Consider the following 24,320-nt stretch of genomic DNA (forward strand, 5'->3'; position numbering starts at 1 on the left):
CCCGCGGTGCCGCACCGGGCACGACGGCCGGGGCCGGTGAAGGTGGGATGGGACTCTGTTACTGCGCGTTGCGGGTGAACCAGCCGCTGAGCATGACCTGCTGCGGGTCGATCGGCCCGCTCAGCTTTCCCTGACCGCGGAAGAAGTCCACCAATTCCCGGGCCTGCCCGATATCGGCGGAGGTGAAATCGCGTCCCTTGAAATCGATCTGGGTCACCTGGCCGCGCGCGTCGGCGGGATCCATGCGGATGGCCTTGGCCACCGCTCTCGACGCCCGGTCCGGATCCGCCGCGATGATGCCCGCGGCCTGCGAGATCACCCGGAACACCTGTCCGGCGAGTTTCTCGTGGCCGGAGAGCCAGCTCTGTGAGGCCAGCAGCCACTGCGAGTACTTCGCGCCGAAATCGCCTGTCGTCCCGGCGATTCGAGCGTCCGATGCCACCGCGCGCGAGACCCACGGATCGAAGGAGATGAACCCGTCGATATCACCGCGTGCCAGCAGGGCGGGCTGCTCGGGAGGACTGGTCGTCACCAGGGCGATCGACGCCGGATCCAGCCCCACGCTGCGCAGGTAGCGGTCGGTGAAGTACAGCCCGATGCCCGGGAAGACGCCCATCTTCCGGATGGTTTGCGGCGTCACGCCCTTGCGCAGCACCACACGGAAATACCGATCGGAATCCTCGTACACGCCGAGTGCCCGGAGTCCGGGATTTCCGGCCATGACGGTGATCGCGGTGGAGTCCGCGTTGCCGGACAGCTCCGAGGTGCCCGCCACCACGTTCTGCGCGCTTGCCGCGCCGCCCTCGGTCTGGATGACCTGTACCTTCAGCCCGGCCTTGGCGAACATTCCCTCGCTGTCCGCGAGGAAGATCGGTGCATAGGAGGGGTCGACGCCGACCGCGATGCGAACCAGATCGCCCGCGTTGCCGACGGCCTGGGTGGCCGGACGGGTGCACGCGGTGGCGGTGATCGTGACTGCGGCGACCGTGGCCACCACTGCCACCGCGTATCGCCGGAAAACTCTGAGCATGTGGATGATTCCTTCGGATTCGTGGGTCAGCGACCGGTGAAAGTGGGCGGGCGTTTGTCGAGGAACGCCTGTAGCCCCTCCGCGGCGTCGGACGTCCGGATCAGCTCGAGCACCGCGAGGAACTCGAGCTCCAGTGCCTGCTGGAGAGGTAATGAAGATCCTTCGCGCACAACGCGTTTGAGCAGATCGATGGTGCGAGTCGGCTTCACCGCCAGGGCGTGCGCGGTCGAGCGGACGCACTCGTCGAATTCGCCGTCGGGAACCACGCGGTCCACCAATCCGATGCGCAGCGCTTCCGCGGCGGTGAGCCGGGTGCCCTCGATCATGAGCAGTTTCGCCCGGTGCGCACCCAGTAGCCGGGGCAGGCGCTGGCTGCCGCCCGCGCCGGGGAACAGCCCGAGCGAGATTTCCGGAAAGCCGATAGTCGCGGACTCCGTCATCACCCGCATGTCGCATGCCAGCGCGAGTTCGGCTCCACCACCGAGCGCATGGCCGTTGAGGGCGGCCAGGACGGGCTTCGGCGCGGTTTCGAGCATGCGCTGAACCTCGACCCACGGCCGCATCGCGCGCTGGGTGGCCTCGGTGAGTTCGCGCATGACCGCGATGTCTGCGCCCGCCACGAAGAACCTGCCGGTACCGCGCAGCACGATGCACCGCACCTCGGGGTCCTGTACCAGCGGCGCGAGCACCTCCAGGAACTCCGCGATCATCGCGGGATCGAAGGCGTTGGCCGGCGGCCGGTCGATCGTGACGGTCCCGACTCCGTCCGATATCGCCGGTCGCAGGAAGCCGGTGAATTGTTCGATCTTCTCGGGCATCTGGTGCCTACCTCGATATGTGGGAGCGGGAGCGTCGACGAGTGAGTATCGAGCAGTCATCCCGGTTCGGAAACCAATGAGGTCCGCTGAGCAAACCGGAGGCGACGTCGACCAGCCTGCGAAGTCGGCCGGTCAGCTGAGTGGACCGAATGCGTTGACCGCGCGTGAGCCGCTCGGGCACCGTTCCAGCACTTCCTACCCGGAAGTGATGTGGGTCTCACCGAGAGGAAAAACACGAAGATGAGGAAAATCGTCACCGCGACTGCGGGTTTGGTGGCCGCGGTCGGGATAGCCTCCGGTTCCGCCGCCGCTTCGCCCCCGGCGCAGAACGCGGTCGGCTTCACCGCCCACGCCACCGATACCCGGTCCATTGTCACGACCGATGCCGGCTCGATGGTCGTCCAGAATGGTGTGTTCAAGATCGAGGCCGCCAACGGCACCGTGGTTGCCGGCATGCCGCTGAAATTCCGGGTCGACGACTTCGAATTCCCGATCCGGGCCGACATCGCCGGTCGCACCGCGACGCTGACGCCGCAGTTCGATCTGGCGCACGCGATCTACAAGCCGGTCGCCCTGCCGTTCGAGAACACGGCGCCGTGGAAGACCCCGTACGACCGTGAGCAGGCCGCCTGGTCACGCTTGACCAGCACGATCACCATGGGCGCCACGCTGGGCACCCTGGTCGGCGGCCTCGGTGGCGGCGCGCTCGGCTGTGTGCTCGGCGGTATCGCCGGTGCGACCGTGGCCGCGGCGGCGATCGTCGGTCTGTTCGGCGGATTCATTCCCGCGGCGGCTGTGGGCTGTCTCGGCGGCATCGTCGCCGTCGGCGCGCTGGGTACGCTCGCGGGCCAGATCCTGATCACCGCTCCGGTGGCGATCGGGGCCGCGATCCAGTACTTCAGCACCATCAACCAGCCCCTCCCCGGCCCGGCCAAGTAGGGCCCGAGCAGGACACGGGAACACAGGTCGGCCCCGGCTTTCGCCGGGGCCGGCCGCGTTGCCGCCCGATGCGGCAAGCGCTCATCACCGGGGAGAACCGCTTTCGCGCGGGTACCGGCGTACTCGGCTGCTACACCCGTTGACACGGTCGGTGTGCGGTGGTTGAGTGAATTTGCAGCAGTGTAGCCAGCGGATGGTTTTGCTGGCCGTCGGAATTCCATCACACAGGCCGGTCGCTTCATTCGGCGAATCAGGTGTCGATCATGATCATTCTCGGAATCATTCTTCTCGTCGTCGGATTTCTCCTGAAAATCCACATCATCTGGATTCTCGGGATCGTGGCCCTGGTCATCGGCCTGGTGTTGCTGGCCATGGGGTCGATGGGGCGCGCGGTCGGCGGGCGACGGCACTACTTCTGACGCGGTCCCGATATCGGCCGTACGGGCACGCTCAACCGAGTTGAGGAGTCGAGATGGCTACCAGCACGATCGTCATCATCGTCATTGTCGCGGTGGCGGTAATTCTGCTCGTCGCCGGCTTGGTCCGGACAGCCGTGGTGAAACGCAAGGAGCACCGGCGCGCCCAGGCCGCGGACATTCGCGACAAGGCGACCGAACAATCGCGCGAGGTCGGCCGGCGACAAGCTCTCGCCGATGAAACCGCGGCCAAGGCTCGGGCGGCATCGGCCGAGGCCGACGCGAAAGCGGCGCAGGCCGCCAATCTGAGAGAACAGGCGGCCGCGAAACGCAGCGATGCCGCCGCGTCGCACGACGACCTCACGCGGAAATTCGAACAGGCCGACAAGATCGATCCGGACTCCGGTGGCCGCGGTCCGCGATCCGAAGCCGAGCCCGGCCCGGACTCCGGCGCCGAAGCTCGCGGAAAAGACCGGTCCGACGGTCGCTGACCCGCACGGTTCTCGTGCTCAGGGTCGGTGTCCCCACAGCGCGCGATGCGCTCGCGGCCAGAATTCGAAGCCCGCGGTCGCGAGGCCGCCCAGGCCTATGACCACGACCGCCGCGTCGACGCTGGTGCGCCCTTCGCGCGCCCAGTAGACGTCCTCGAGGTCCAGCAGCAGTGCCAGCTCGTCGACGATCAGCGCGGACGCGGCGCCGTACGAGGTGGCCACCACCGGGTGCCGGCGGGCGCGTTCGGTTCCCCGCAAGGCCACCATTCCCACCCCGGCGAGCATCGCGATGCCGATGTTGTAGTGGTGAAAATGCTTGCCCCCCAAGCTGAATCCGCCACCGGTAGGGCCGTGTCCGGCGCGGATCCAATGCGTGAGCGCCCGCGTGGCCCCGAATGTCGCGGTGAACGCCGCCCACGCCCACACCGCCGACCGCTCGCCGGGGCCCAGCGTCTCCGTCCACGCCCGCCGCACCTCGCGGGCCCGATGCTGCGCGGTAGCCAGGGCGGGCGGCGACTCTCGATCGGTCATCACCCCATCGTGGTACCGGCTCGCGATCCGCACTCGTAATTCAGCGAATTTCCAGACAACCGGATGCGTTCGCGCCGTGCGCGTCGCGGCCGGCGCCTCACCTCACCGGGCGCTCCACCCGCCGTCCATGCGATAGCTGGCGCCGGTGACCGACCGGGCCGCATCGGTGCACAGCCAGCCGACCAGGGAGGCGACCTCTTCGGGCTCGATCAGATGTTTCACCGCGGATTCGCTCAGGAAGATCCGCTGCTCGACATCCTGTTCGGGAATGCCGTGCGCCAGGGCCTGTTCGCTGATCTGCCGGTCGACCAGCGGGGTTCGCACGTACGCCGGGTTGACGCAATTGCTGGTCACGCCGTGTTCGGCGGCTTCGAGGGCGGTGACCTTGGACAGACCCTCCAGAGCGTGTTTCGCGGTGACGTAGGCGGATTTGTACGGCGAGGCGCGCAGGCCGTGCACGGAGGAGATGTTGATGATGCGTCCGTAGCCGCGCTCGTACATCCGCGGCAGCGCGGCCCGGATGAGCAGGAAGGGAGCCTCGACCATCAGGGTCAGCATGGTGCGGAATCGCTGCGGCGGGAAGTCGGGAATCGGGTGGACCGTCTGCACGCCGGCGTTGTTGATCAGAATGTCGCAGTCCAGTCGCAGCGATTCGAGTGCCTCGACATCGCAGAGATCGACTTCCCAAGCGGTGCCGCCGATCTCGTCGGCGACCCGCCTCGCGCCCGCGCCGTCGATGTCGGCCACGGTGACCGAGATGTTCGCGGCGGCCAATTCGCGGGCGCAGGCCGCGCCGATCCCACTGGCCGCGCCGGTCACCAGCGCGGAACGCTCGCGAACGGCGCGATCGGCCACAGAACGGGTCGAGTTACTCACGCGGCACTCACTTTCGGCTCGGACGGCGGATCGGGATCGCGGGAACGACGGCCATCGGGTCCGGTTCGATGGACCGGGCCGACGATTTACGATCGAAGAGAGTATTCGTGCACATCGACCGGCGTATCAATGGCCAGTTCCGCACTCGGGGTCTGCATGTACGCAGATTCCGGTCACATACCGCGCGATCGGGCCGCGTTCGAGCCCAGCATCCGGTCCCGCTGTTCGGCGACGGTGCTCCGGAGCGCTTGCAGGACGGCGGAAACCTCCGGTCGGCGCAGGGTTTCGGCGCGAGCGACGAGCCAGTAGGTCAGGCGCACGTCGGCCTGCTCGGGCAGAACCCGGACGAGGTCGGGGTGCCGGTCCGCCATGAAACAGGGCAGCAGCCCGAGCCCGGCTGCGGCCCGGGTCGCCTCGACATGGACGAAAACGTTGGTGGAGGTGACCGATTCGCGCATGGCCGGAGCGAAGCTCGAGGCCAGATCGAGATCGTCGACCTGCAACATCGAGTCGATGAAGTACACCAGCGAGTAGTTCCGCAGATCATCGAGCGTCTGCGGGACGCCGTGTGCCGCAAGGTAATCGCGTGATCCGTAGAGGCCGAGGCAGTAGTCCCCCAGGGGCATGGCCTCGGCGCGCCGCACGTTCGGCCGTCCGACCACGACCTCGATATCGAGTCCGGACCGCTGGATGGACGCCCGGCGGGTGGTGGCGATGATCTCGACGGCGATCTTGGGGTGACGGCGCTGTACCCGTGCGGCCGACGGGGCGGCGATATAGGCGCTGAATCCGTCTGTCGCCGAAAGGCGTACCACCCCTTCCAGAACGCGGTCGCCGTCCGCGTCGGCGGACAGCGACCGGACCGCCGAATCCACCGCTTCCGCTGCGGCGAGCGCCTCGCGGCCCAACTCGGTGAGCTCCCAGCCGCCGGCGCCCCGGGCCAGTACCCGCCCGGCGAGCGTCTGCTCGAGCGCGGCGATCCGGCGCGAGATCGTGGTGTGGTTGAGGCCGAGTTCCTCTGCGGCACTGACGAACCGCCCCGACCGGGCGACCGCCAGCAGCACCAACAGGTCGTCCGCGCTGGGACGCCGACTCGCTGGACCATCCGGCATATGTGCATTATCGCAGAACTGGGCTGCACAACTGGGCATTGCTCCCGGTGAATATCTGCGCCAATACTCATTCGTCACGAAATATGTGTTGGTCGTCACACGGCCGATGGTGCGGTCATGAAGGAGCAGTGCGATGAGGGTACGCAACACGCCGCCGGGCGGTGGCGCCGTGGGCACGGTGGCGAGCGGGCTGCGGCGGGTGGTGGCCGCGTCGATGGCCGGCACCGTCGTGGAGTGGTACGAATTCTTCCTCTACGGCACGGCCGCAACGCTGGTGTTCGGCAAGGTGTTCTTCGCCGCGGGCCGCAGCGATCTGGACGGCGTGCTCGACGCGTTCATCACCTACGCGGTGGGATTCGCGGCGCGGCCCTTGGGCGGCATCGTGTTCGGGCATTACGGCGACAAATTCGGACGCAAGAAACTACTGCAGGTGAGTCTGCTTCTGGTGGGCCTGTCCACCTTCGGGATGGGGTGCCTGCCGACGTTCCACCAGGTCGGGTACTGGGCACCCGCCTTGCTCGTGGCGCTGCGGTTCGTCCAGGGTTTCGCGGTGGGCGGGGAATGGGGCGGAGCGGTGCTGCTGGTGGCCGAGCACAGCCCGAGCCGTAGCCGGGGGTTCTGGGCCAGCTGGCCGCAGGCCGGAGTGCCCGCGGGCAACATGCTCGCGACCGTGGTGCTGCTGGTGCTGACGTCGACCCTGTCCGACGCGGCGTTTCTGAGTTGGGGCTGGCGCGTGGCGTTCTGGCTGTCGGCGCTGATCGTGCTGATCGGCTACTACGTGCGCACGAAGGTCACCGACGCGCCGATTTTCCTTGCGGCACAACAGGAATCCGAACGGGTGAAGGCGGCTTCCTACAGTGTGGCCGAGGTGTTGCGCCGGTATCCGCGCGGGGTGTTCACCGCGATGGGACTGCGGTTCGGCGAGAACGTGATGTACTACCTCGTCGTCACGTTCTCGATCACCTATCTGAAGGTGCACGTCAAGGCCGACACCCAGGTGATCCTGTGGTGGCTGTTGGCCGCGCACGCGGTGCACTTCGTGATCATTCCGCAGGTCGGCCGGCTCAGTGACCGCATCGGCCGGCGCCCGGTCTATCTGATCGGCGCGCTGGCGACGGCCACATGGGGATTCTTCGCCTTCCCGATGATGGACAGCGGCCACGACGCGGTCATCCTGACCGCCATTGTCGTCGGATTGGTGTTCCACGCGTTCATGTACGCCCCGCAGCCGGCGATCATGGCCGAGATGTTCCCCACCCGGATGCGGTATTCCGGTGTGTCACTGGGCTATCAGGTGACCTCGATCGTCGCCGGGTCGCTCGCGCCGATCATCGCGGTCCGCCTGCTGGACAGCTACGGCTCCTCGGTGCCGATCGCCTGGTATCTCGTCGGCGCGGCGGCGATCACCCTGGTGGCTGTCGCGTTCACCCGGGAGACCTACGGCCTCGACCTGGGCGCGATCGACGAGGCGGACGCGTCGCGGCCGGTCGCGGCCGAACGGCAACGCGCCTGACCGCCGGCCGCCCCGCGGCAGCTGGACTCCGCGCTGCGACGGGATCGAGGCCCGCGGCTCAGACCGCCGATGCCCGGTAGGCGGTGATGTCGAACGTCGCGTTCTGCTGGCGGAACGATGTCGCGGAGTCCGGCCACAGCAGGGTGAGGCGGCCGGTGCGCTCGTCGCGGTACCAGTTCGTGCAGCCGCCGCGGGTCCAGACGGTGTCGCGGGCCAACTCGTCGATGAGCCGGGTGGAGGACTGCACCGCCTCGGGAGTGACCTCCAGGACCGTATCGGTGCTCGAGGCCAGATGGTCCAAAGCGCCCAGGACATAATCGATCTGCGTCTCGATGACGTAGATCGCCGAATTGTGTCCCAGTGCGGCGTTCGGGCCGTCCAGGACGTACATGTTCGGGAAACCGTCGACGGTCGTGGAGGCGTGCGCGACCATGCCCTCGCTCCACCGCTCGGCCAGCGGCAGGTCGCCGCGGCCCCGGATCTGCTGCGCGATCGGCAGCTGGGTGGTGTCGAAACCCGTTGCGAACACCAGGATCTCGGGATCGTAGACGTTTCCGCTGGCGGCCTGGACGCCCTCGTCGGTCACCCGCGCCAGCTCGGTCGGCTCCAGCCGGACGTGCTCGAGTTGCAGGGTGGCGTAGTAGTCGTCGGAGAACAGGATTCGCTTGCAGCCGATCTCGTAATCGGGCGTCAGCGACCGCCGCAGCTCCGGGTCGCGCACCTGGCTCGACAGGTGGTCCAGCGCTCGCTGTTGCAGCAGGTCGATCTCGGGATGACGTCGCTTGCGGGCGGGGATGCTGCGTTCGGCCTCGGCGAACAACTCGTCCCGCAATGTCGTGATGGCGGCGGGGTCCGCGGCGAACTGCAGCATCTCCTCGTGGCTGTACAGCCGGTCGCCGCGCGGCAGAACGTAGGGCGCCGATCGTTGGAAGACCACGACCTCGCTGGCCTCGCCCGCCAGCCGCGGCAGGATCTGGATCGCCGATGCGCCGGTGCCCACCAGCCCGACCCGCTTGCCGACCAGCGACACCCGCGGATTCCAGCGCGCGGAATGCCAATGCCTGCCGCGGAATTCACGCAGATCGCGCACCTGCGGAAGCTTCGGTTCGGTGAGCCGCCCGGTGGCCACGACCAGGCTGGCGGCCGAGAAGCCGCCGCGACTGGTGTACACGATCCACCGGCCGTCGGACTCGCGCCAATGCGCTTGGCGCAGGGTGCAATTCAGCAGCAGATGCGGTTCCAGGCCCTCCTGCCGCACGCAGGTACGCAGATATTCGTGAATCTCCGCGCCCTCGGCGAAGATCCGCTTCCAGCGCGGATTCGGCAGGAAGGAGAACGAATACAGATGGGCCGGAATATCGCATGCCACACCGGGATAGCGATTGTCTCGCCAGGTGCCGCCGACGTCGTCGGCCTGCTCGATGATCACGAACGATTCGCGCCCGCGCCGGGCCAGCTGCGCGCCCATGCCGATTCCAGCGAAACCGGCGCCGACGATGAGCACGTCGACGGGGGTGAGTTCAGACATCGGCGTATCCGGTGGTGCGCTGCTTCGCGGTCCGGCCCAGGGCCGCTGCCGCCTGTTCGACCTCGTGCCTGGTCAGGGACAAGCCGGCCTCGGCGAAGGAGTCTGGCGCGAGGCGTCCGTCCAGCAGCAGGCCGCCCAGGTCGTTGGCGCCGCCGCGCAGTAGCGAGATCGCCGCGTCGAATCCGAATTTCGGCCAGGCTGCCTGGATGTTCGCGATGCGGCCGTGCAGCAGCAGGCGTGCCACGGCATGTACCGCGCGGGTCTGCCGCCAGGACGGGCCGGGCAGCGAACCGACGCCGGGCGATACCGGGCCGGGAGTGAAGGGCATCGCGATGAATTCGCTGAAACCGCCGGTGCGGTCCTGGATTTCGGCGACCAGGCGCAGATGGGCGACCTGCTGCGCGGGCGTCTCGATGTGGCCGTAGACCATCGTGGAGGTGGAGAACAGACCCGCCCGATGCGCGGTCTCGATCGCGTCGACCCAGCTGCGCACCGGCAGGTCCGGGGCGCCGAGCAGCCGGGCGCGCACCCCGTCGTCGAGGATGCGCGCGGCCGTGCCGGGCACCGAACCGAGACCGGCGTCGCGGGCCGCGGCCAAGAAATCGGCCAGCGGCATCTCGCGTCGCGCGGCGCCGTCGAGCAGTTCGGGAACGCGCAGCGCGTGCAGATGGATCGGCCCGGCGGCGGCGATGGCGGCGATCAACGCCAGATAGTCGTCATCGCTGTCGGCCGGAAGCGGTCCCTGCATGCAGATCTCGGTCGCGCCGAGCTCGCGCGCCTCGGTCACCAGCGCGGCGAGGCGGGCGCGGGCGGCGGGGCCGGTACCGGCTACCGCGGCGGTGTCCAGATTGCGATTCACCGCATAGGTCAGTACGTCACCGGTGGCCTGGCGGCGCAATTGATCGGCCGTTCGGCACAATTCGTCCAGTTCCGGTCCGTCGGCGCCCAGCAGCGCGATATATCCCTCGTCGGGCAGGGCCGCCGGGGTCTCGGACGCCTCGTCGAGCCACTTGCGCACCAAGCCCGCATCGGGCAAACCGGATCCGGCGACAACAACATCACCCACGAGTTCCAACCATACCGCCGGACGCCGACATGCCTCGGGGCGTAGCCTCCCACGTGCTGCGGTACCGACTCTTCATCCACCGGCTCCACCCGCGGCAAGGACCTCGGTCATGACCAGGAGTGCGACGGTGTTGGACGGTCTCGGGGCGATCGCGGGCCAGGTCGGGGAGTTCTACCGGGATCTGCACAGCCATCCCGAACTCGGTTTCCAGGAGCACCGCACGGCGGGCGAGGCGGCGGCCGCGCTGCGCGCCGGCGGCTACTGGGTCACCGAGGGCATCGGCGGAACCGGCGTCGTCGGGGTACTGCGCAACGGTGCGGGGCCGACGGTCATGCTGCGCGCCGATATGGACGCGCTGCCGGTCACCCAGCGGACCGGACTGCCGTACGCCTCGCGGACCGCCGGCGTGATGCACGCGTGCGGGCACGATGTGCACGTGGCCGCGATGACGGGTTTCGCCCGGCTGATGGCTGCGGCCACCGCGGCCTGGTCGGGCACGCTGGTGGTGCTGTTCCAGCCGTCCGAGGAGAACGGCGCGGGCGTGCGCGAATTTCTTCGGCGACGACGCGCACACCATCGAGTTGCAGACCGCCAGCGCGGATATGAGCGAGCTGCCCAGGGCGTTCGGCGCCCAGTACACCTACTGGGGAATCGGCGGGGCCGACCCCGCCCGGTATGCGCTGGCGAAGTCGAAAGGGACAGTGGCGCAGGATATTCCGGTCAACCATAGTCCCTGCTTCGCGCCCGTGCCGGAACCCGCGCTGGATACCGCGGTGCGTGCGCTCACCGTGGCCGCGCCGGCCTGGCTCGGCCGCGACCGGCGACCGGGCAGCGCAACCGCGTACCGGCCGGTAGCCAGGTGAACTCGTAAGGCGCGCAACCGGTCCGGCCGGAGCGCGGAAACGGTCCGTTCCCGAGCGCGAGGCGAGCGCCGGTTCGCGTAGGCATCGACTCGGGTTCGGTCTGCCGGAATATGTTGGGCTACTTGCCCGCATGGGGTATACCTCCGGTGGGTACAACCGCTTGGTAATGATCCGACCTGACAAGGAGTTCGCCGTGGCCGACGGCCCGATCGACCTGCGCACCGATGTAGCGCATCCCGCCCGGATGTACGATTACTTCCTCGGTGGCAAGGATTTCTACGATGCCGACCGGGCCGCGGCGGAGCAGGCGCTGCAGAATTTCCCGGCGGTCCGGGTGACCGCTCGCACCAATCGCGACTTCATGCGGCACGCCACGCGTTTCCTCGTCGGCCAGGGCGTGCGGCAATTCCTGGATATCGGCACCGGCATCCCGACCGAGCCCAATCTGCATCAGGTCGCCCAGGAGGCCGCTGCGGACGCGCGGGTGGTGTACGTCGACAACGATCCGATCGTGCTGGCGCACGCGCGGGCGCTGCTGGTGAGCAGCGCCGAGGGCCGCACCGCCTACGTCCAGGCCGATGCTGCTGATCCGGCCGCGATCCTGTCCGCCCCCGAGCTGACCGGGACGCTGGATCTGACCCAGCCGGTGGCGGTCTCGTTGATGGCGCTGCTGCACTTCGTGCCGGGCGATGTCTACGAGATCGTCGAGGCGCTGATGGAACCGCTCGCGCCCGGCTCGTATCTCGCGATGTCCCATGTCACAACGGATTTCGACGACGGGCCGGACGATCCGGACGGGATGATGCGGCTGTTGCAGGTCTACATCGACCGTGGTATCCCGGTGCGCCCGCGCAGCCGCGCCGAGGTGTCCCGCTTCTTCGACGGCCTGGAACTGCTCGAGCCCGGCGTCGAGGTGATTCACCGCTGGCGCAACGACGGCATCGAGCACCCGCCGAGCCACGACAAGCAGGTGTCGCTCTGGGGTGCGATCGGCCGCAAGGTCTGAGCGGCGCGATATCGCCACTCTGCGCCGACCCGCGGGTGGCGATCAGTCCCGCGCCTCGAGCATCGGCACCAGGAAGCGCTGGGCCAGGCTGGTGAGCTGGGCGTCGTCGTCCAGGTCCAGGAGCTGACTCGGGATGGCCAGGAACGATGCGCAGACGCGCACCATCAGTTCGGCGACCATATCGGTGTCGACCGCCGCGCCGATATTGCCCGCGCCCTGTTCGCGGCGCAGCTGACCGGCGACGAACTGGCGGACCGCGGCCACGGTGCGGCCCTCGTCGCGCATCAGAATGCTCACCAGCAGATCTGGATCGGTGGCCAGCAGACCGCCGATGAGCGGATTGCTGCGGATCGCCCGCAGCGAGCTGACGAAACCCATCACCACGCGCTCGCTGACGGTGTGCGCTTGCCGGATGTCCAGCAGGAATTGGTCGAAATAGCGCCGGAATTCGCGCAGGATCACCTGTTCGACCAGGGCGTCCTTGGTGGCGAAGCGCCGGTAGACGGTGATCCGCGAGACCTCCGCGCGGCGGGCGACGTCCTCCATGGTCGAACGCTGGATGCCCATCCGGCAGAACTGTTCGTACGCCGAATCCAGTAGGCGCAAACGGATTTCGTCCACCTCGTCGACCTGTTCGAGCGCCTCGATGTAGGCGCGCGCGATCAGCCGCTCCGCGCCCGAGGCCGTTCCCGCGTCTGTCACGATCTCCTCCTACCCGCGCGATCTCCGCACACGATGAATACGACACGAGTGAGACGACAAGATATGTGACGTATGCCGACGGTGCTCGTCGAGTGGTACCGAGATACAACGTTCGATTCAGCGTATCACCCGGTTTGCCCCGCTCGGTGTGCGTGAACACGCGGGAGCGTCGCGGATCGCGGCCGATGGCCGCCCAATCGCGTGCGGAAGCCGAACTCGCGGTCAGCCGATGTCGCGCTGTTCGAGTTCGCGGCGCAGCAGTTTGCCGGTGGCGTTGCGCGGCAGTTCCTCGACGAAGATCACCTCGCGCGGGACCTTGTGCCGGGCCAGGTGGGTCTTGACGTAGGTCATGATCTCCTGTGCGTCGCCGCGAGCGCCGGGGGCGGAGACGACGAAGGCGCGCAGCCGCTTGCCGAAATCGTGATCGTCCACGGCCACGACGGCGGCCTCGAGTACGTCGGCCCGGTCCACGAGCAGATTCTCGACCTCGAGCGGGTAGACGTTCTCCCCGCCGGAGACGATCATATCGTCCTCCCGGCCATCGATGAAAAGCCTCCCGGCGGAATCGAAATGGCCCAGATCGCCGCTGCAGAGCAGGCCGTCGACGATCTCCTTGTGCCTGCCGTCGGTGTAGCCGGAGAAGCTCAGGCCGCTGGAGACGAAGATCGTGCCGACCACACCCGGTTCGGTGACGAGGTTCCGTTGCGCGTCGTAGATGGCGACCCGGCAACCCACCGGCGGACGCCCGACGGTTCCGGGGGCCACACGCATGTCCTCGGGAGTCGCCACGGCGGCCACCGCGACCTCCGTCGAGGCGTAGAGGTTGTACAGCACCGGGCCGAAGATCTGTTCGGTGCGCCGGCTCAGGTCGGGGGACAGCGAGGACCCGGCCGCGAAGACGACGCGCAGGGTGGAGGTGTCGTACCGGCCCAGAACCTCCTCGCCGAGATCGACGATGCGCTGCAACATGGTCGGCACCAGAACCAGTACCGCCGCACCGTATTTCGCGATATCGGCGAGCGTTCGCTCGGCGTCGAAGCGCCGCTGCCGGCAGACGATCGCATTGCCCAGCGCCCAGCCGAGAGTCAGCTGGGACAGGCCGGTGCCGTGGAACGTCGGCGCGGCCATGATCATGACCGAGTCGCGCGGCAGCGGGATCCGATCGAGGAACTGCGCGGACTGCAGTGGCGAAACCTTGTCGCGCGGAGCGCCTTTGGGGGTTCCGGTGGTGCCGCTGGTGAGGATGACGATGCCGCCCGGACGTTTCGGCGCCCGCATCGCGCCGGTGGGATTCGCCCGGATCAGGGCATCGACCGTGGTGAGCTCGGCCGGGGCGGTGTCCGGGTCCTCGACCCAGGTCAGGAACCTGGGGACCGAGGCGGGGACGTCGTCGAGCAGCCCGAGGAATTCCTCGTCGAGCAGGATCGCGCCGACGTTCTCGCGGTCGGCGACCGCGGCCAGTTGCGGACCGCCGAAGCCGGTGTTCATCAACACGATTCGCACACCGAGCTTACCGGCGGCCAGCAGTGACAGCATCATGCCGCGATGGTCGCGGCACAGCAGCGCGGCGACGGTTCCCGGGGCGATGCCGGTCGCGGCCAGGCCCCGGGCCAGCGCGTCGGACTGCTCGTCGAGCTGGTCGAAGGTGAGTGTGCCGCGTTCGTCGATCAGCGCGTCCGATGCGCCGCGGGTGCGCCGGGCGTGCCGCAGTACGGTGACGAACGGGCCGTAGATGTCCGAATCATGTACGGTCCGTATCAGTTCGATCGGGTGCTGGGGCTCGATGACACCGCGCTTGAAAAGCACCGACAGGGCCGCGAACGGTTCCGTGATCGCCTTCGCCGCTGCTCGCACTGAAATCGATGGTGCACTCACTTACCACTCCTGATCGATCGTCGGCATGAGTGAATTCACCTGCTGGATCAGCATATTACTGATGGTTCCGCGTTGTGCGGGTCACAATAGGTGAACAAGAATGATGAGTAACATACAACATCGGCGCCCGAGGTGCGAAGGCCGCCTCGGGCGCATTGTCAGCCGACATCGCCGCTGACATGATGTTGTGAAAAGCATCTCATCGACTCGTGGAGTATCCATGTCCCTCCCTACTCGCTTCCTGCGCCGGCGCGATCCGGCGGACGATGCACCGGCCGGTCGGACCCGCTTCATGGCCGGTCCCGCGGCGCTGCTCGGCGGCCCGGCGAACGTGATCATGCAACTGGGGCTGCCGCCGGTGGGCCGGGGCGTGATCGAGAGCAAGGTCGACAGCGGCCGGTACGATCTGCACCCGCGCAAACGCGGCCGCACGACCCTGACCTACCTGGCCGTGGCGATGCTCGGCACCGAGGAGGATCGCGCGATGTACCGCGCGGCGGTGAACACTGCGCACCGCCAGGTTCGCTCCGATGCGAACAGTCCGGTGTCGTACAACGCTTTCGACCCGGAACTGCAGCTGTGGGTGGCCGCGTGCCTGTACCGCGGCACGGTGGATTCGCTGGTCTTCCTCTACGGCGGCATCGACGACGAATCCGCCGACGAGCTCTATCGCGAGGCCGCGCGGTTCGGCACCACCCTGCAGGTGCGCCCGGAGATGTGGCCGCCGGATCGGGCGGCGTTCGCGCGGTACTGGGATACGCACGTGCGCGCGATGTCCTTCGACGACGAGGTGCGCCGGTATCTGCTCGAGCAGGTCGTGGATCTCGGGCCCTATACGGCTGTCGAACGCGCGCTGTACCGGCGAGCCAACCGGTTCTTCACCACCGGCTATCTGCCGCAACAGTTCCGGGACGAGCTGGGGCTGGACTGGGGGCCGGGCAGGCAGCGCGCGTTCGAACTGGTGATGCGGACGATCGGCGCGGTATTCACCGTCCTGCCCGAGCGCTTCCGGCTGTATCCGTTCGAGACGTATCTGCGCGAGATGCGGGTCCGGCACGCTCAGGGCAAACCGCTCGTCTAGCCGGAAATTCGGGGTCCTCGGCTTGTGATGGCAGACACAGTGTGCTGATATAGAGATACGCAGATGCAGACTTTGTATCTCTGTATCAGTGACTCGACGAAGAGGAACGTGGCATGGATGCACTCGGACTCAACAGACGTGACGCGTTGCGCGTGGGCGGCGGCTTCGTAGGAGCCGCGGGCGCACTCGCGCTCGGGGCGCGAACAGCCAGGGCGCAACCCTGGACCTGGTCGCCCAGCGGGTCGGTGCTCGGCAGTGGCCAGGGCGCGGACCCGATGACGGTGTGGGACGCCGAGGCCGATCCGGTCATCGCCGACGTGATGGATCACGCCGATGTGCACCAGGTCAACAAGCTGCTGGCGACCTGGGTGAAGAACGACCAGCCCATCCCCGCCGAGCTGCCGAAGAATCTGGCCGATTTCATGGAGTACGCGCGGCAGTTGCCGTCGTGGGCCGATCAGGGCAAGCTGGCCAACTCCTTCCAGTTCACCCAGAAGCGCGGCACCTATCTCGGCGTGCTCTACGCGTTCGCCAGCGGCATGATGGCGAACGTCATCCCGCACGAGGCGCTCGCGGTGTACTACTCCCGCGGCGGATCGCACCTGAAGGACCGGATCGCCAAGACCGCCAAGTTCGGTTACGACATCGGGACGGTCAACGCCTACGGCCCCGGCGGCGAGATGATCGCGACCTGCGTCAAGACCAGGATCATCCATGCCGCCGTGCGGCATCTGCTGCCGACCGCGCCGGTCTGGCCCAAGGGGCACACGCCGATCAGCCAGGACGACATGATGGTGACCTGGCACAGCCTGGGCACGACCATCATGCGCGTGCTGACCTCGTGGAAGATTCCGATTCCGGCCGCGGAATCGGAGGGGTACCTGCACAGTTGGCAGTTGGCCGGACATCTGCTGGGCATCCGTGACGAGTACATCCCGGTCTCGTGGGACCAGGCCAACGCGCAGGCCGCGCAGGTTCTGGACCCGATCATCGCGCCGACGCCCGAGGGCAACGCGCTGGCCAACGATCTGCTGAATCTCGGCGCCGACCTGGACCTGACCCTGCTCAGCAGGCCGATCCTGGGCGCGTTCACGCGGTTCATCCTGGGCGACAAGATCGCCGACTGGCTCGATATTCCGCGTGAGCCGGTCTGGGGGCCGTTGCTGCAGTTCAGCTGGGGCCCGTTCCTGGCGGTGCGGGAGGGGATCCTGGGCGTCGTCCCGCCGACCAAGGACGCCTACTGGATGTTCGACGAGTTCCTGCGTCAATTCGTGCTGTGGTATGCGTCCGAGTTGCGGATGCCGCTGAGCATCGAGATTCCGCAGACCAACCGATGACTCCTGACCGTCCGGACCGCTGAGCCGGTTCGGAGGGATTCGAAATACCAAGCAGGGCACGGGTTTCGGCGTCGCCGTCGCCCGGTGCCGTGCACCCCGCCAGTGGCGGCCGCCGGGTCCGCGAGGCTCGGGGCCGAGGCTCTGGAAAAGGACATAGCCATGAACAACAGTCCGAATCTGCGGCGGATCCGTCGGGTCGCGGCGGGTATCTCCGTCGCGGCGAGTCTGGCGGTCGCCGGACTGACCGTCGAAACAGCCTGGGAGGAAGGCGCTTTCCGGCCCACGTCCACCGAGGCGGCCGGCATCTCGCGGGACGCGCGGGTCATCGCTCCCGCGACGATAGAGCTGGCGAATATCGCTGTGCCGCAACAGGTGAAACAGTCCTCGAACGTCGGCGAGCAGACCGCGCCGCCCACCTGGACGCCGACACCGCCGGTGCAGAACACCCATCAGCCGCCGCACTCGAACACGGCCGGGTCATGACCCGCGCGCGGGCGGCCGTCAGCGCATCGACGACGTTGTCCGCCATCGGAACCACCGTCGTGATCGTGTGCACCGACGCCCGCGAACTGGCCTTCGCGACCCGGCTGGTCCGCGCTCGGCTGGACGAACTCGACCGCGCGGCCTCGCGGTTCCGGCCCGATTCCGAACTGTGGCAGATCAATGCGCGCAGTGCGGAATCGGCGCGCACCGGCGAGTGCGCCCGGTTGCGGATTCCGGTCGGCTGGACCCTCGGTTCGTGTCTGCGCGCGGCGATGCACGTCGAGCGAGCGACCGACGGCCTGGTGTGCGCCTCGCTCGGCGCGATGCTGGCCGCATGCGGGTACGACGACGACCTCGATGCGGTCCGCGCTCGCGGCGCGACGGGCGCCCCGGGTCCGGCCGCGATCGATCCGGAGCCCTGTGCGGCGGCGACCTTCGACGAGGAGCGGTGGCAGGTCGTCGTACCGGCAGGGACGATGCTCGATCTCGGGGCGAGCGCCAAGGCGTGGGCGGCCGATGCGCTCGCCGCGGAACTGGCCGCGCGATATTCGGGTGGATTCCTGGTCAACCTGGGTGGTGACATCGCGGTGGCAGGCCCGCCGCCGCCGGGCGGATGGGCTGTGGGAGTGCAGGATTGGGAAGGCGGTGTGCAGCAGGTGGTCCGCTCGACCGGGCAGGCCTTCGCCACCTCCTCGACCCGGCTGCGCACCTGGACCTATCGAGGCAGCGTGCAGCATCACATCATCGACCCGCGCACCGGGCGACCCGCGCGCACCCGGTGGGCCCAGGTGACCTGTGCCGGTCCGGACGCGGTGCAGGCGAACGCGGCCTCGACCGCCGCGATCGTCCTGGACGACCGCGCGCCGCAGTGGCTGACCGAACGTGGCGTGCCGGCAAGGCTTTCCACCGCCGAACACGAGATCGTGACGACGCCGGGGTGGCCGGAACCGGCCGGGCGGGTGCGGCGGCGGGCGTCATGACCAGTCCGTGGCTGTGGTACCTGTCGCGGTCGGCCGGTGTGGTCGCCCTGATCCTGCTCACCCTCGTGGTCCTGCTCGGGATGCTGACCACCGCGCGCCCGCGCCCGCACAGCGCGGCGACGGCCGTGGCGATGGGCGTGCACCGCACGCTGGCGCTCGGCACGGTCGTATTCCTCGCGGTGCACATCCTGACCGCGCTCGTGGACACCTATGTGCATCTGGGCTGGTCGTCCGCGATCGTGCCGTTCACCTCGGGCTATCGTCGCGAGTGGGTAGCGTTGGGCGCCATCGCTTTCGATATCTTCCTCACCCTGAACCTGACCTCGCTGCTGCGGCATCGGTTGCCGGTGCGGGCGTGGCGGGTGGTGCACTATCTGTCCTACGCGATGGCGCCCGTCGCGATCGTGCACGCGCTGACCACGGCGGCTCCCGACAATCCGGTGCTGCTCGGGGTCGCCGCCGCCTGCTCCGCGGCCATGGTCGCGGTGGCGGCATGGCGCTGGCTCGGCCGCAATCCCGACACTCGCCGCCGGGCGGAGATCGCCGCACAGGAGTGGTCATGAGCGCACTGTCCGAACTACTGCTCGAGGCCGGGCTCACCGGGCGCGGTGGCGCGGGATTCGCCACCGGCGCGAAACTCGAACTGGCCGAACGGCACAACGCCGAATTGATCGTCAACGCGTGCGACGGCGAACTCGATTCGGAAAAGGATGCCTGGGTGATCGCCCATCATCTGCCCGAGGTGCTGGAAGGGGCGCGCCATCTCACCCGCAGGCATATCCGGGTTGCGGCGCACCGGGATTCGGACACTCTCGCGGTGTTGCGGGCCGCGCGAGTGGACAGCGTGGTCGTGCCGCGCCGGTACGTCTCGTCGGAGGAGTCGGCGCTGACCCGGCTGGCGTACGGCGGCCCGGCGCGACCGCTCATGCGCTCGGAGCCCATCGCCGCGGGCAGCCGTGACCCGCACGGGCGGCGGTTGCCGCCGACGCTGGTGATGAATGCCGAAACCGTCTGGCGCGTACAGCAGATCATCGAGGACGGCCCGGAGTGGTTCCGCTCGTACGGGACCGAACGGGAGCCGGGGCCGCAGCTGATCACACTCGCCAACGGGGTGGGCTCGCCCGGTGTCCACCCGGTCGAGGCGGGTCTGCCGCTGCACGAGATCTTCGATCGCGCGGGGGGACTCACCGCGCCGCTGCAGGCGGTGTGGGCCGGCGGGCTCGGCGGCGGGTTCCTGTCCGCCGCCGACGCCCAGGACGCGCTGTGGTCGCGAGAACACCTGGCGCGGTATGGGATTCGCCCCGCTGTCGGCACGCTGCGCATCATCGAGGCCGGGCCCGATCCGTGGGCCGAACTGCTGGAAGTTCTGGCCTACGCGGTCGGGGAGTCGGCCGGGCAGTGCGGGCCGTGCATGTTCGGACTGCCCGCGATGCTCGAGGATCTCACCAGCGCCCTGCGCCCGCGCCCGCCGGTCGGCGCGGCCGATCGCCTCGCCCGCAGGCTCGAGCAGGTCGCCGGCCGAGGTGCGTGCGGTTTCCCCGATGGTGTCGCCGGCTTCCTCACCTCGGCGCTAGAGGTGTTCGGCACCGCGTCACAGCCGCCCGGAAGATCGCTGCCCACCACCTCCACAGGACGCCCTCATGTCACCGATGAACCGCCTCCTCGGCACCGCCGCACCCTCGGACTCGAGCACCCTCACCGTCGATCGCATCGCCTGCACCGGACACGGGATATGCGCCCACATCCTGTCCGGCGCTATCGATCTCGATGACTGGGGCTATCCGATCCTCCGCACCGACACCCCGGATCCGGGGCTCGCCGCCGAGGCGATCAAACTCTGCCCGTCCCGCGCGTTGCGCTGGCAGCGGCGATGAAGTCCGCGCCGATCGGCGCGGCAACGCAGTGAACAGATTCCGGCCCACAGCAGGCCGCGAAGACAAGGAGTACAGATGGACATCTGGGTCGCGATTCAGAACATGCTCAACCAATTGGACCTGGGGTCCGCCGGACTCGGCATCGCCACACCGACCTCGACGGGTGCTCGACACCTGGGGTGAATGGACCCGGTTCGGGCCGGACCTCATCTCCGGCCCGAACCCGGGCTCGTCGGCGTCGAATCCTCCTGTGCTGCTGTAGGAATCGCGTCGTCGGACCGCGCGGTGCGCTGCCCATCGGCGAACGAGTCGTTCGAGGGTTCCGGTGACATCGACGAGGAGTCGAGAGGGGGATCGGTGGGCGGCGTCGCCAGCGTTCGGTCCGTGGTGAGCTGCTACGAAGCGGGCGGACGCGGGCCTCGAGCAGTTCGACCATCGTGCGGCCCATGGTATTGCGCGCCTCTCGCGCGTCGTCGGCGCGAGCGATGGTCAAGGCGGCGGCGGTCGGAGCGCCGTGGAGGGCGGTGCCGAGGGCATGCTGCCGATATCACGGGCAGGCCGGGCGCGGGGGTCGATCGGGCCGGGGATGAGTCCGGCCCGCGAGGGCGACGACGACGAAGCGCGGGCGGTAGATGCTCGCGTGGCGGTACACCGCGCTGCCGGGGGCGGTGGTCAGGCTGTTGACGTTGTAGGAGACCACAAGCCTTGTGGGAGTGGAGAATTCGGGATGGAGATGGGGGTTGTAGGCGTAGACGCCGGGGTCGTGATACGAGCCGGAAACGCCCGCCTCCGGCGTGCGGTACAGCGTGCTCGCCGCACCGAAGGGGCCCATCGGTGTCGGCCCGTAGCGTGCGGTGATCCGATTGCCCAGCGCTCCGTCCTGCATGGTGATCAGCTGGTACACCTCCGCGCCGAGCCGGTGTACCGAGAATTCGGCGGAGACCCGGTCGGTGATCCGCGCCGAGTCGGTTTCCGAATCCGACCAGCTGTGCCCGGCCCAGTACGAGAAACGTTGCCGCAGATCGGTTCCCGCGATGCGCGCGACGTGCAGGTATTTGCCGTCCCCGACCTGCTCGATACCGTAGACGTACGTCCACGCGCCTTGCGGCTGAACCCACTGTCCCCACTCGATCGCGCGCGAGCGGGGCCACGGCGTGATCGATGCGAGCCGGCGCGGATTGGCGGGGTCCAGGCGGGCCAGTGCCGAGCCGACGAAGGTGACATCGAGCGCCCCCGGCCCGGCCGAACGCCATTCGGTGAGCGGAACCTGCAGTGCGCCATCGAGATACGTCGCCGCGCCGAGCCAGTACCAGTGCGCCGGATCGGGTGGTGAGAGCAGCGACTCCGGTTGCGCCGCGGTGCCTCCGACGATGGTGGACAGGGCCCCGCGCGCATCACGCAGGACGAGCGAATTGTGCACGAATCCGGCATCGGCGGGACGGGCGGGCGGGGTGATCGGCGGCAGGAACGTATCGGAGAACGCGAACACCTCCCGGCCGCCGGGCAGCGCGGCCGACCAGGTCGAATCCCCGCCGGTCCAGCCGCGTCCCGCGTCGCCGTAGGCCGTGAGGGACTCGTCGAGGCAGGTGAGCGGCCGCGCTCCGACCAGCGTGGGCGCGATATCGGGAGGCGGCCACGACACGAACACACCCAGCCACGCGGCCGTGATGATCAGAACGGCGAGCAGCCGGGCCGCTGTCCCCGTGCGTGGCCGAACCGGTGCGCGTCCGGACCCGGTCATGGGACGCAAGCCCGAGATAACGGGTGGGCGCGATGGAATTCCGTTCGGGTGCGAGGTTGCCAGTGCCCGCCGGCCGAAATTACGGTGTCGGTGAACACAGTTCACTTCCTCCCGAATCGAGGCCGAAGTTTGTCGAAACCAGTGGCGAGACTACGGCTGTGCGGGTTCGCGCGGCACACCGGGGCACGCCCGGCGGTCCAGTCGTGAGCGCGGTGTCCGGGCGGCGGACCTTCGACCTCGATGACGTCCGCATCCATGCGCTCACCTGGGGTGATCCCGGCGCGCCGCTGGCGCTGTGCCTGCACGGCTATCCGGATACCGCGTGGACGTGGCGGCATCTGGCGCCACGGCTGGCGGGCCGGGGATACTACGTCCTGGCACCCTTCACCCGCGGCTACGGGCCCTCCACTATCCCGCGCACCGGCGATCTGTCGGTGGGCGCGCTCGTGGCCGACGCACTGGATCTGGCCGCGCTCGCCGATGCCGAGGACGCGGTCCTGATCGGCCACGACTGGGGTGCGATCACCGCGAACACCATTGCCGCGATGCGTGATTCGCCGTTCCGCCGGATTGTCGCGCTGGCCGTGCCGCCGCTGGGCTGCCTGACTCCCGAACCCGGCCGGCGCACCGCGCAGATTCCGCAGATACTGCTGCAATCGGTGAACAGTTGGTACATCATGGTCAATCAGTTGCCGGTGCTGCCGGAAAAGGTGTTCGACCGGATGGCCGCGTTCCTGTGGCAGACCTGGTCGCCCGGTTACGACGCGAGCGAGGATCTGCGGTACCTGGCCGAATCCGTGCACGACTCGGCGCAGCGCAGCGCGGTGATCGGCTACTATCGGAGTTTCGCTCGGCCGCACCGTCTTTCGGATCGGCATGCCGCCTTCCAGAACTACGTGATGGCTCCGCCGCAACAGCCGACCCTGCAACTGCACGGGCTTTGCGACGGATGTCTGCGACCGCAGTTGTTCGATATGGCCCGCGGCAGGCTGGCGAGCGGCAGCAGGATCGTCCCGGTGTCCGGAGCGGGGCATTTCCTGCATCTGGAACAGCCTGAGGTGGTGGGTGACCTGATTACCGAGTACATCGGCGCCGCGGGAACATAGCAGCCGGAGATACGACCGTTCGTCGCTGGAAGGTTCAACCTGATTCATCGCGAATTCGGTTGCCGGTGCGATCGTGAAGAGCGTGGCCACGCCCGAACGAACCCATGGGGCCGGATACGCTGAAATCACTCCGGCTTACCGGTTACTGGATATCGTGCACAGCACAGCGCTGGCTCGCGCCGAACGACGGCTGTGTTGTGAGTTCACGATCCTGTTCGAGGCCAACACGATTCACGAATATCTCTTCGACTCCTACGCCGAACTCGGCACTCAGGCGTCGGTGAAGCTGTATCTGCCGCTGCTGGCCGAGCGTTTCGCCCGGCAACGGCTGTACGCGCGGGCCCGCGTCGAGGGACGTATCGAACACGCGATTCCGGTGGTGCTGTTCCTGTGCACGTTCAATGCCGGACGCTCGCAGATGGCGCTTGGGTTCTTCGAACGCTATGCGCAGGGCCGCGCGCTGGCCTGGTCGGGCGGGGCGGAGCCGAGCGGCGGACTGAACAAGGCTGCCGTCGCGGCCATGGCCGACGCGGGCATCGACATCTCCCACGAATTCCCCAAGAGCTGGACCGATGAGATCATCCGGGCCGCCGACGTCATCGTGACCATGGGCTGCGGTGATATGTGCCCGCTGGTGCCGGGCATCCGGTACGAGGATTGGATCGTGGACGATCCGGCCGGGCTGACGGTCGCCGAGGTGCTCCCGATTCGCGACGAGATCGGCCGCCGCGTCTGGGATCTGCTGTCCAGCATGGACATTCACGTGGACTGATCCGCGCCGTCACCACCGGATTCGAGTTCGGCGACTCGCTCGTGCAACCGGCTGCGGATCTGATCGGGTGTGTAGGAACGTCGTTTACGCTCGGCCCGCACGATCACCACTCCCGTGGCGGCGACGCCCGCCGCACCCGCCAAACCGAGTACCTTCCACCAGCGCATGTGCCTAGGCTAC

At 68.2% G+C, this 24,320-nt stretch carries 25 protein-coding genes and 1 pseudogene; 15 read left to right on the forward strand and 11 right to left on the reverse strand.

Annotated elements, in window-relative coordinates:
• Positions 1-58: 58 nt before the first annotated feature.
• On the reverse strand, positions 59-1,030 hold the full coding sequence (locus AC5WS7_RS01510; protein ID WP_495952503.1) for an ABC transporter substrate-binding protein: 972 nt from the start codon (positions 1,028-1,030) through the stop codon (positions 59-61).
• Positions 1,031-1,056: 26 nt separating this feature from the next.
• A complete protein-coding gene (locus tag AC5WS7_RS01515; protein ID WP_495952504.1) occupies positions 1,057-1,848 on the reverse strand; it encodes an enoyl-CoA hydratase/isomerase family protein in 792 nt (263 codons plus the stop codon).
• A gap of 240 nt (positions 1,849-2,088) precedes the next feature.
• Here AC5WS7_RS01515 and AC5WS7_RS01520 point away from each other — a divergent pair, with 240 nt between their 5' ends.
• The 3 genes from AC5WS7_RS01520 to AC5WS7_RS01530 all read left to right on the forward strand — a co-directional run bounded on the left by AC5WS7_RS01520 (position 2,089) and on the right by AC5WS7_RS01530 (position 3,694).
• Entirely contained in the window at positions 2,089-2,787 is a 699-nt protein-coding gene (locus AC5WS7_RS01520; protein WP_495952505.1) for a DUF8020 domain-containing protein, read from the forward strand.
• A 263-nt stretch (positions 2,788-3,050) separates the two neighbouring features.
• Positions 3,051-3,206: a DUF6131 family protein gene (locus AC5WS7_RS01525; protein ID WP_495952506.1), complete on the forward strand. Its 156-nt coding sequence runs from the start codon at positions 3,051-3,053 to the stop codon at positions 3,204-3,206.
• Between the two features lie 53 nt (positions 3,207-3,259).
• Positions 3,260-3,694 carry a hypothetical protein gene (locus AC5WS7_RS01530; RefSeq protein WP_495952507.1) on the forward strand — a complete coding sequence of 145 codons (435 nt, stop codon included), beginning with the start codon at positions 3,260-3,262 and terminating at the stop codon, positions 3,692-3,694.
• A gap of 18 nt (positions 3,695-3,712) precedes the next feature.
• Here the strand turns inward: AC5WS7_RS01530 and AC5WS7_RS01535 are convergent, their stop codons facing one another.
• From AC5WS7_RS01535 to AC5WS7_RS01545, 3 genes are all read right to left on the reverse strand, one after another.
• The gene (locus tag AC5WS7_RS01535) at positions 3,713-4,225 is read right to left on the reverse strand and encodes a hypothetical protein (RefSeq protein ID WP_495952508.1); all 513 of its coding nucleotides are present in this window, start codon (positions 4,223-4,225) and stop codon (positions 3,713-3,715) included.
• A gap of 102 nt (positions 4,226-4,327) precedes the next feature.
• On the reverse strand, positions 4,328-5,101 hold the full coding sequence (locus AC5WS7_RS01540; RefSeq protein WP_495952509.1) for an SDR family oxidoreductase: 774 nt from the start codon (positions 5,099-5,101) through the stop codon (positions 4,328-4,330).
• Between the two features lie 173 nt (positions 5,102-5,274).
• On the reverse strand, positions 5,275-6,213 hold the full coding sequence (locus AC5WS7_RS01545; protein WP_495952510.1) for a LysR family transcriptional regulator: 939 nt from the start codon (positions 6,211-6,213) through the stop codon (positions 5,275-5,277).
• A 133-nt stretch (positions 6,214-6,346) separates the two neighbouring features.
• Here AC5WS7_RS01545 and AC5WS7_RS01550 point away from each other — a divergent pair, with 133 nt between their 5' ends.
• Entirely contained in the window at positions 6,347-7,726 is a 1,380-nt protein-coding gene (locus tag AC5WS7_RS01550; protein WP_495952511.1) for an MFS transporter, read from the forward strand.
• 58 nt (positions 7,727-7,784) lie between these two features.
• Here AC5WS7_RS01550 and AC5WS7_RS01555 read toward each other — a convergent pair whose 3' ends face one another.
• Positions 7,785-9,254, reverse strand: a complete 1,470-nt coding sequence (locus tag AC5WS7_RS01555) for a flavin-containing monooxygenase (protein ID WP_495952512.1) — start codon at positions 9,252-9,254, stop codon at positions 7,785-7,787.
• Positions 9,247-10,320, reverse strand: a complete 1,074-nt coding sequence (locus AC5WS7_RS01560) for an FO synthase (protein ID WP_495952513.1) — start codon at positions 10,318-10,320, stop codon at positions 9,247-9,249. Before AC5WS7_RS01560 ends, AC5WS7_RS01555 begins: the two co-directional genes overlap by 8 nt.
• A gap of 127 nt (positions 10,321-10,447) precedes the next feature.
• Between AC5WS7_RS01560 and AC5WS7_RS01565 the strand changes: the two are divergent.
• Positions 10,448-10,876 (forward strand): annotated as a pseudogene (locus tag AC5WS7_RS01565) (M20/M25/M40 family metallo-hydrolase); the annotation flags it as partial.
• A 500-nt stretch (positions 10,877-11,376) separates the two neighbouring features.
• Complete coding sequence (locus AC5WS7_RS01570; RefSeq protein ID WP_495952514.1) at positions 11,377-12,189, forward strand: SAM-dependent methyltransferase; 813 nt, start codon at positions 11,377-11,379, stop codon at positions 12,187-12,189.
• Between the two features lie 42 nt (positions 12,190-12,231).
• Here AC5WS7_RS01570 and AC5WS7_RS01575 read toward each other — a convergent pair whose 3' ends face one another.
• Complete coding sequence (locus tag AC5WS7_RS01575; protein ID WP_495952515.1) at positions 12,232-12,891, reverse strand: TetR/AcrR family transcriptional regulator; 660 nt, start codon at positions 12,889-12,891, stop codon at positions 12,232-12,234.
• A gap of 222 nt (positions 12,892-13,113) precedes the next feature.
• Positions 13,114-14,766 carry an acyl-CoA synthetase gene (locus AC5WS7_RS01580; protein WP_495952516.1) on the reverse strand — a complete coding sequence of 551 codons (1,653 nt, stop codon included), beginning with the start codon at positions 14,764-14,766 and terminating at the stop codon, positions 13,114-13,116.
• Between the two features lie 220 nt (positions 14,767-14,986).
• Here AC5WS7_RS01580 and AC5WS7_RS01585 point away from each other — a divergent pair, with 220 nt between their 5' ends.
• The 7 genes from AC5WS7_RS01585 to AC5WS7_RS01615 all read left to right on the forward strand — a co-directional run bounded on the left by AC5WS7_RS01585 (position 14,987) and on the right by AC5WS7_RS01615 (position 20,521).
• A complete protein-coding gene (locus AC5WS7_RS01585; RefSeq protein WP_495952517.1) occupies positions 14,987-15,847 on the forward strand; it encodes an oxygenase MpaB family protein in 861 nt (286 codons plus the stop codon).
• 113 nt (positions 15,848-15,960) lie between these two features.
• The gene (locus tag AC5WS7_RS01590; RefSeq protein ID WP_495952518.1) at positions 15,961-17,184 is read left to right on the forward strand and encodes an oxygenase MpaB family protein; all 1,224 of its coding nucleotides are present in this window, start codon (positions 15,961-15,963) and stop codon (positions 17,182-17,184) included.
• A gap of 159 nt (positions 17,185-17,343) precedes the next feature.
• Positions 17,344-17,667 (forward strand): hypothetical protein, encoded by a 324-nt coding sequence (locus AC5WS7_RS01595; protein ID WP_495952519.1) that lies wholly within the window; start codon positions 17,344-17,346, stop codon positions 17,665-17,667.
• Positions 17,664-18,647, forward strand: a complete 984-nt coding sequence (locus AC5WS7_RS01600) for an FAD:protein FMN transferase (RefSeq protein WP_495952520.1) — start codon at positions 17,664-17,666, stop codon at positions 18,645-18,647. Before AC5WS7_RS01595 ends, AC5WS7_RS01600 begins: the two co-directional genes overlap by 4 nt.
• Positions 18,644-19,210, forward strand: a complete 567-nt coding sequence (locus AC5WS7_RS01605) for a ferric reductase-like transmembrane domain-containing protein (protein WP_495952521.1) — start codon at positions 18,644-18,646, stop codon at positions 19,208-19,210. Before AC5WS7_RS01600 ends, AC5WS7_RS01605 begins: the two co-directional genes overlap by 4 nt.
• Complete coding sequence (locus AC5WS7_RS01610) at positions 19,207-20,418, forward strand: NADH-ubiquinone oxidoreductase-F iron-sulfur binding region domain-containing protein (RefSeq protein ID WP_495952522.1); 1,212 nt, start codon at positions 19,207-19,209, stop codon at positions 20,416-20,418. Before AC5WS7_RS01605 ends, AC5WS7_RS01610 begins: the two co-directional genes overlap by 4 nt.
• Complete coding sequence (locus AC5WS7_RS01615) at positions 20,405-20,521, forward strand: hypothetical protein (protein WP_495953705.1); 117 nt, start codon at positions 20,405-20,407, stop codon at positions 20,519-20,521. The genes AC5WS7_RS01610 and AC5WS7_RS01615 overlap by 14 nt, the downstream gene beginning before the upstream one ends.
• Before the next feature lie 547 nt (positions 20,522-21,068).
• On the opposite strand, the gene AC5WS7_RS01620 is transcribed toward AC5WS7_RS01615, so the two are convergent.
• Positions 21,069-22,262, reverse strand: a complete 1,194-nt coding sequence (locus AC5WS7_RS01620; RefSeq protein WP_495952523.1) for a DUF5005 domain-containing protein — start codon at positions 22,260-22,262, stop codon at positions 21,069-21,071.
• A gap of 203 nt (positions 22,263-22,465) precedes the next feature.
• Here AC5WS7_RS01620 and AC5WS7_RS01625 point away from each other — a divergent pair, with 203 nt between their 5' ends.
• Positions 22,466-23,368, forward strand: coding sequence for an alpha/beta fold hydrolase (locus AC5WS7_RS01625; protein WP_495952524.1), 903 nt, complete (start codon positions 22,466-22,468; stop codon positions 23,366-23,368).
• 124 nt (positions 23,369-23,492) lie between these two features.
• Positions 23,493-24,140: an arsenate reductase/protein-tyrosine-phosphatase family protein gene (locus AC5WS7_RS01630; RefSeq protein WP_495953706.1), complete on the forward strand. Its 648-nt coding sequence runs from the start codon at positions 23,493-23,495 to the stop codon at positions 24,138-24,140.
• Here AC5WS7_RS01630 and AC5WS7_RS01635 read toward each other — a convergent pair.
• Positions 24,128-24,307: a hypothetical protein gene (locus AC5WS7_RS01635; protein ID WP_495952525.1), complete on the reverse strand. Its 180-nt coding sequence runs from the start codon at positions 24,305-24,307 to the stop codon at positions 24,128-24,130. The two genes, AC5WS7_RS01630 and AC5WS7_RS01635, sit on opposite strands and share 13 nt — an antisense overlap.
• Between the last annotated feature and the right edge of the window lie 13 nt (positions 24,308-24,320).

It is taken from the genome of Nocardia sp. PLKS1-43, from assembly GCF_059510335.1.

Bases quoted from the DNA above. Each gene is read 5' to 3' on its own strand.
- AC5WS7_RS01510 (WP_495952503.1), bottom strand. From the start codon at position 1,030: ATGCTCAGAGTTTTCCGGCGATACGCGGTGGCAGTGGTGGCCACGGTC.
- AC5WS7_RS01515 (WP_495952504.1), bottom strand. From the start codon at position 1,848: ATGCCCGAGAAGATCGAACAATTCACCGGCTTCCTGCGACCGGCGATA.
- AC5WS7_RS01520 (WP_495952505.1), top strand. From the start codon at position 2,089: ATGAGGAAAATCGTCACCGCGACTGCGGGTTTGGTGGCCGCGGTCGGG.
- AC5WS7_RS01525 (WP_495952506.1), top strand. From the start codon at position 3,051: ATGATCATTCTCGGAATCATTCTTCTCGTCGTCGGATTTCTCCTGAAA.
- AC5WS7_RS01530 (WP_495952507.1), top strand. From the start codon at position 3,260: ATGGCTACCAGCACGATCGTCATCATCGTCATTGTCGCGGTGGCGGTA.
- AC5WS7_RS01535 (WP_495952508.1), bottom strand. From the start codon at position 4,225: ATGACCGATCGAGAGTCGCCGCCCGCCCTGGCTACCGCGCAGCATCGG.
- AC5WS7_RS01545 (WP_495952510.1), bottom strand. From the start codon at position 6,213: ATGCCGGATGGTCCAGCGAGTCGGCGTCCCAGCGCGGACGACCTGTTG.
- AC5WS7_RS01550 (WP_495952511.1), top strand. From the start codon at position 6,347: ATGAGGGTACGCAACACGCCGCCGGGCGGTGGCGCCGTGGGCACGGTG.
- AC5WS7_RS01555 (WP_495952512.1), bottom strand. From the start codon at position 9,254: ATGTCTGAACTCACCCCCGTCGACGTGCTCATCGTCGGCGCCGGTTTC.
- AC5WS7_RS01585 (WP_495952517.1), top strand. From the start codon at position 14,987: ATGTCCCTCCCTACTCGCTTCCTGCGCCGGCGCGATCCGGCGGACGAT.
- AC5WS7_RS01590 (WP_495952518.1), top strand. From the start codon at position 15,961: ATGGATGCACTCGGACTCAACAGACGTGACGCGTTGCGCGTGGGCGGC.
- AC5WS7_RS01595 (WP_495952519.1), top strand. From the start codon at position 17,344: ATGAACAACAGTCCGAATCTGCGGCGGATCCGTCGGGTCGCGGCGGGT.
- AC5WS7_RS01600 (WP_495952520.1), top strand. From the start codon at position 17,664: ATGACCCGCGCGCGGGCGGCCGTCAGCGCATCGACGACGTTGTCCGCC.
- AC5WS7_RS01605 (WP_495952521.1), top strand. From the start codon at position 18,644: ATGACCAGTCCGTGGCTGTGGTACCTGTCGCGGTCGGCCGGTGTGGTC.
- AC5WS7_RS01610 (WP_495952522.1), top strand. From the start codon at position 19,207: ATGAGCGCACTGTCCGAACTACTGCTCGAGGCCGGGCTCACCGGGCGC.
- AC5WS7_RS01620 (WP_495952523.1), bottom strand. From the start codon at position 22,262: ATGACCGGGTCCGGACGCGCACCGGTTCGGCCACGCACGGGGACAGCG.
- AC5WS7_RS01635 (WP_495952525.1), bottom strand. From the start codon at position 24,307: ATGCGCTGGTGGAAGGTACTCGGTTTGGCGGGTGCGGCGGGCGTCGCC.